The sequence below is a fragment of the Acinetobacter sp. GFQ9D191M genome (assembly GCF_011174875.1).
Lineage (GTDB): Bacteria > Pseudomonadota > Gammaproteobacteria > Pseudomonadales > Moraxellaceae > Acinetobacter.
Genome location: NZ_JAALGV010000007.1, coordinates 1 through 5,827 on the forward strand (window position 1 = coordinate 1; position 5,827 = coordinate 5,827).

Annotated in this window: 6 protein-coding genes and 1 pseudogene; 3 read left to right on the top strand and 4 right to left on the bottom strand. The window is 33.8% G+C overall.

The features are described from left to right. On the bottom strand, positions 1–696 hold a 696-nt coding region (gene mobQ / locus G5T77_RS01250), incomplete at its 3' end, for a MobQ family relaxase (RefSeq protein WP_166236172.1). Between the two features lie 211 nt (positions 697–907). Here mobQ and G5T77_RS01255 point away from each other — a divergent pair. The 3 genes from G5T77_RS01255 (at position 908) to G5T77_RS01265 (ending at position 3,364) form a co-directional block, all read left to right on the top strand. Beyond that, entirely contained in the window at positions 908–1,210 is a 303-nt protein-coding gene (locus G5T77_RS01255) for a hypothetical protein (protein ID WP_000110201.1), read from the top strand. A gap of 164 nt (positions 1,211–1,374) precedes the next feature. Next, positions 1,375–2,271, top strand: coding sequence for an Abi family protein (locus G5T77_RS01260; protein ID WP_240904191.1), 897 nt, complete (start codon positions 1,375–1,377; stop codon positions 2,269–2,271). Positions 2,272–2,287: 16 nt separating this feature from the next. Then, positions 2,288–3,364, top strand: coding sequence for a tetratricopeptide repeat protein (locus tag G5T77_RS01265; protein WP_166135288.1), 1,077 nt, complete (start codon positions 2,288–2,290; stop codon positions 3,362–3,364). Positions 3,365–3,560: 196 nt separating this feature from the next. On the opposite strand, the gene G5T77_RS01270 is transcribed toward G5T77_RS01265, so the two are convergent. The 3 genes and pseudogenes from G5T77_RS01270 to G5T77_RS01280 all read right to left on the bottom strand — a co-directional run. Continuing rightward, positions 3,561–3,848, bottom strand: a complete 288-nt coding sequence (locus G5T77_RS01270; RefSeq protein ID WP_166135285.1) for a hypothetical protein — start codon at positions 3,846–3,848, stop codon at positions 3,561–3,563. Further along, positions 3,845–4,795 (bottom strand): replication initiation protein, encoded by a 951-nt coding sequence (locus G5T77_RS01275; RefSeq protein ID WP_001031297.1) that lies wholly within the window; start codon positions 4,793–4,795, stop codon positions 3,845–3,847. The genes G5T77_RS01270 and G5T77_RS01275 overlap by 4 nt, the downstream gene beginning before the upstream one ends. A 682-nt stretch (positions 4,796–5,477) precedes the next feature. After that, positions 5,478–5,827 (bottom strand): annotated as a pseudogene (locus G5T77_RS01280) (mobilization protein (MobL-like)); the annotation flags it as partial.

Here is a 5,827-nt window from a genome sequence, read left to right on the forward strand (position 1 = left end):
CAGACTAATTTCTGTAAATATTCCTCGTCTCCGGAGGTATGTCGCTTGAGGACCTTCGTGCTGAGTTGCTTCTAGGTCACTTTCCTGGTCTTCATAACTTCTGTGATCGACACGTTCATCAAATCCATTTTGTTTCAGGTGGTGATTGCATAATTCTGCAAATGATTCTCTCCAGTGGCTTACAGTTTCTGTGCCATTGTCACGACTGAAGTCCCTATATTTTTTTGCTGAAAAGTCACCATGCTCATTAATACTTCGGGTGGTGAACATGATGTGTGCATGGTAGTTGCGTTCATCACTTCCACTGTCTGTATGCGGTGCATGAATAGCAGCGTCAACGATGACACCATATTTTTTAACGAGGTTTTGGCAAAGTTCATTGAGCATATTTTTACGCTGTTCAGCGTTTAATTCACCTGGAAATGCAATTTCAAATTCTCTTGCAAGTAATGCATCTTTTCTTCGTTCGGCTTTTTCGACTTTGTTCCAAAGTGTCTGACGATTGAGTAACTCGGTATTTGTATTTTCGGGCGCATAGATTTCTGTAAATTCGACACCAGTTTTTTTTGTGTAGTCTTGTTCTTTTCCATAGAAATTGCATACCAATTTTTCACCTGAACGATATGCAGCACAAGCAACGGCTGATCGTCCATTACCTCTACTAATCGTTTTAACTGAAAAATGATATATCGCCATTTTGCTTTTGCTCTTTATTTCGATTTATCGAAATTACCAACATGAATATGTTGGTCTGGGGATTACAAAGGGGATTTACCCCTTGTCGCACCATTGGATGAAATCCAATGGCTAAGTGCGCCCTTCGGGAAAACCACGATAGCATGGGCTGTCTTGAATTTCAATTCAAACAGACCTATGCTTGAGGGGGATTCCTTGAGATGGTGATGGTATGAGTGTTGAAACTTTAGAGCAAAAAATTGCAAAGCAAGAAGAACGATTAAGACAACTAAAAGCACAAAAACAAGCTATTGCTGCTCGTGAAAAAAAGAAAAATTCTGATCGACAAAGAAAAGATGATACTAGACGTAAAATTCTACTGGGAGCTTGGGTTCTAAACAAACTGAAAAATGATGAATCTTTTAAGGGTCAACTAACCGATTTTGAAAAGTTTTTAAGCACGGAAAGTAAGACTGAAGAAAATAGGCAGAAAGATAAAGATCTTTTTAATGGCGTTATATGGAATAACACCTAAATTTCGCATAAGAGATTTTATGCTAAAGGCATACCTACAGACAGCAAAAAGCCCACTATTAAGCGGGCTTTTTACTCAATTTTTTTGTCCTATCAACCGTAATTAATAAGACTTAACGTGTACAATTTAACGCAATTTCGAATTGAATGCAATCATTTACCTTAATGTCATTACTTATTCCAATACCTAGAAAACAGACCTATCAAACTTTTTTTAATGTCAATTCTGAAAGTGATATTCAGGGAGTCTATCAGTGGCATCAGGATTTAGCTGCAGAAGCATTTCTGATTTTATGTGATTTTGAAGTCATATTTCGTAGCAAAATTCATCGAGCAATGGCTTCTTTAAACTGTTATCCAAATCAGGATGATTGGATTGTAGGCAGCCACCAACAAGCAAATTTAATAAGTCAGCTTCAACGAGATATGGCAATTGCCCAGCAAGCGGGAAATGATTTTTATCCTGATGCTAGAAATTATAATCTACACTCATCGTTTCAATTGAGTAAAAAAGATAGACAAAATTTTATAAAAATCATTTGTGAATATATTGAAAAGGGAAGAACTTCTTTCACTCATGATGATTTAGTTGCATCAGTGAGTTTTGGCTTTTGGGTTAGCCTTCTAAAACGTTTGGAATGGTTGAGACAAGGGAGCTTAGTAACACCATATCTAAGAGAAATATTTCCACACTCAACGAAAGGTTTTGACTTAAACCATTTAAAGAATATTTTAGAAACCTTAAATAGAATTAAATCATTTAGAAATCGTATTGGTCATCACGATAGTATTATGCGAATACCTGAGCCAGTTGTGGGTCATGCTGACTTTTATCCAAGAAATGTAAATCAAATGATCAAAAGTCTACGAATATTGCTGCTAAGTCTATTAGATCTTGTTCGTGATATTGATCCTCAGTGTAGTACTGCTATTGAAGAATCTAAAAATTGGAAAAGCTTCTTTTTATTACTAAAAAATGAAAGTTTTCAGGTTTATAAAGGGAATAAAGGCCATTTAGAAAGCTATATAATTTGTTATTTAAATGATTGCTATAACGTTTAAAAAATAGGGGATAATTTTGATTTTAATTTGGGGAGCTGTAATAGGAATAGTCATTTATATCATTTGGAAATGGACCTATTCACTTAATACTAAAGGATCTACTGAGAATTCTAAAAATGATAAATACACTAACTTTAGATTAGGAGAACAGTACAATACAGGAAAAAATAAGGATCCTAAAAAAGCATTTCAATTCTATAGTTTGGCTGCCGTACAAGGTCATAAAGAAGCAAAAGCTCGATTAGCTTCAATGTATTGTTTAGGAGAAGCTATTCCAATTAATTACGATAAATCCTTGGAAATATTTTCAAGTCTTTGTAATTCCTATAAAAGTGAAATTCCTCAACAAAATATATTATCTTTCTTTCAGTATTTTATTGAGCACAAACTTACGGCTCATGATGCTAATAAATTTGTAGCGAGTCTGACTGAAAAAGCAAATTCAGAATCGCTATTCTCTCAATTTTTGTTAGGCGAAATGTATTTTAGCGGTATGAAAGTTGAGAAAAATATTGAGAAATCTCTGTATTGGTACTTGAAAGCTGCCACTAATGTAAAAGATATAGATTGTGGAACAGACACTTATAATTTAAAAAATGAAGCACAGTATATTCTTGCTAACTACTATAAGAATCTTGATTCAACAGATGAAAGTTGTCAAAAAAGTGCTTATTGGTATGTTGAAGCTCTTAATAGTTATCATATGGCAGCATATAACTTATTGTTATCTTTAACCTCAACACAAGATGCCATCTTTTTTGATAGTAAAGATCACCAAATTAAATTTTTAGAATATTTATATAAAACTCTTGTGACGAATGCGGAAAAAAATTTAATAGAGTCCCAAAAGATGCTAAGTAATATGTATAGCTATGGTATTTACCCTGAACAAGATTATGTGAAATCATTATATTGGCTAGAAAAAGTAGCAGAGAAGGGATATCAAGAAGCTAATTATCTAGTTGGAACAAGATACGAAGATGGTTGTGGAACTGAGAAAGATATCCAAAAAGCAATTTTTTGGTATAGAAGAGCGCCTAGTTATGGTCCTGCTTTAAGTAGATTAAATGAATTAACCAAGCCTCAAAGTTAGTGTTACTCTTAATAATATCTAAAATTAACATAATACACCTTATACGAAATGCGTTATAATTATCTATAGAAATCAATGCTGTAGTTTCTAGTTTATAGCCCAATCACGCCCGATTGGGCTTTTTTTATGATTTTTCACGTTCCACGCCTATTCTTTGATCAATGTTTCACGGTTTTAATTAAATAAACTGAATAATTCAATCTGCACGATTTAAGCGATTATCTTGAATAAGATCATCCAATTTATCTTCTAAATCTTTAATCTTATATTTGAGCGATAAAATAGAATTTTTTAAACGCTCATTTTCAGGAGCATCAGGATTTTTTAATTGATTAAAAATTTCTAATAATTCGTTGCGATTAGTGCTTAACCTTTCAATGTCACTTTCAATAGCCATTCTTGGTGTCCACAGAGCAAGTAAAATTTGCTCATAGTCTTTGAGTTCTTGATGGCTCATTGCATCTAATTCAGCTCTAGTTTTCATGGTTTAAAATCCGTCTTGCTATGAAGAGCTTTAAAAATCCGCTTTGCTGTTTCCTCTCTTACACTTTTCGGATCTCGTAAGATGCCACTAATCCAAAGGGCAAAACTAGGATAGTCCTGGAAGTTACTTAGGTCTGATAGCTCAGAAAGTTTAGATAAAATAGCACTGTACTTGTTAATTTGAGCATCAGACAGGTTGCAGAACATATCTATTGTTTTTGGATCTCGCTCAGGAGCTATTAATTTTGGCTTAGATTTTTCTTTCACAGTGAACTTAAAGCCGACAACAGAACGTCCTTTTTTAACTGGACTATAGTCAACTGTTACATCGGTAAATTCATTAATTTCATCTAATGAGCTCTTCAAAACTCTTCGTTTTAAGTTCCTCAAATCTCTATAAGATTCTGGTAAACCAAACTCTGTAAACATTTCATCTAGCGTTAATTCAAAGCCATTTTTTGCCTGATTTTTTTTCGCTAAATGGTAAAAGTCTATTGAGTAGTCTTTTTTTAATTTTAGAACTACATCTTTTTTATAACGAGTGTATGGATTGTATTTATCTAAAATTTTCAACATCACCAAAACAATAGATGTAAACCTTAAAGATATCCCTGCATCTTCATAAGTAGCATCAATTACCCAGTTAGAGTAGACCTTTTTCCCCCTATCATTAACGTATGAAAAGGACCGATCTACTAGTTTTTTTGACGCATTTTCAATTTGTTTATAAGCAGAATTGACTTTGATACCACAGTCATCAGCAAATTGTTGAGCAGATATTAAGATTTGATCTTGTTCACTTGCATCGACATTTCTAGCAATCGGAGAAGCCATAATTAAAATTCTTTTTTCATCTACAGACATGCTTTTAAAGCATTCAGTAACTTTGTTTTGAATAGCCATTGTTGTTACTGGATAAGATTTATCATAACTATTTTCTTTATTCATTCAGATATCAAACCTTATAAAAAATGAACATGATTTTTGTACCCTTATGAGAAAACAATGTACACCAATAAACATAAGGGTACAATAATTTATTTGTACCCTTTATCATGCTATTTGTACCCTTTAATCATGCTATTTGTACCCTTTTAAACGATAAAATCATGCTATTTGTACCCTTTATCATGCTATTTGTACCCTTTTAACGCTTGAAACTATTGCTGCATAAGGTTTTCAGAGGGTCTAAAAGCTTTTAAAAGCTTTTTAAAAGAATAAAAGGGAATTTATTTCCAAAGTGAGTTATTAAAACTGCCCTTGGTACTCGCTAAAGCTCGTACTCTATTGAAGCTCGTTTCACTCGCTTCGTGGGGGCAGTTTTTTGCATATATGATCAAGGATTCAAAAAGCAAAACATGAATAATGCATTCGCTATGCTCATGCTTTTTGACGAGCAAAAGCATCAATACTTCGCTCGTAGACACTCGCTAATCACTGTCCCCAGTAATTCAATAAAAAACGGTTTTTCAGAGGGGGAATAAGCAACCTTTCGTTGTGTCACTCGTAGACACTCGCTAAAAGGCTCTCATTTGCGTTTTAAGCGATTTTATTTTTATCAACTATAGTTTTACTGTATTTCTATCAAAAGTCGCTAAAACCCACGTTTTTTTGCGCTTAAATGGGATTGCTAAGGCGTGTAGTCATGGTTATTGTCATTTTCTGGCTTTTTAGGCTCATTTCTCTGCTGTTTTTCTTGTTCTTGGCGTCTTAAAAATGCCAAATGTTCTTGTTGCTCTCGTTCTTGTGCATAGCGTTGTTCTTGTTGCTCTCGTTCTTTACGTAACTGCTGTTCTCTAGATTCACGATCTTTTCGGTCGTTTTCGAGCTGTATTGCTCTTTTTTGGGAAAACTCTTGCTGCGCTTCGGTCTCAATTTTTTTTGTAAAAGCCGTATGCAATTCTTGGATTTTTAGATCTTCCATTTCTTCTGCATATAGTCGCTTTTGTTTTTCACCATTTTGAGGACTAAAGTATTTAT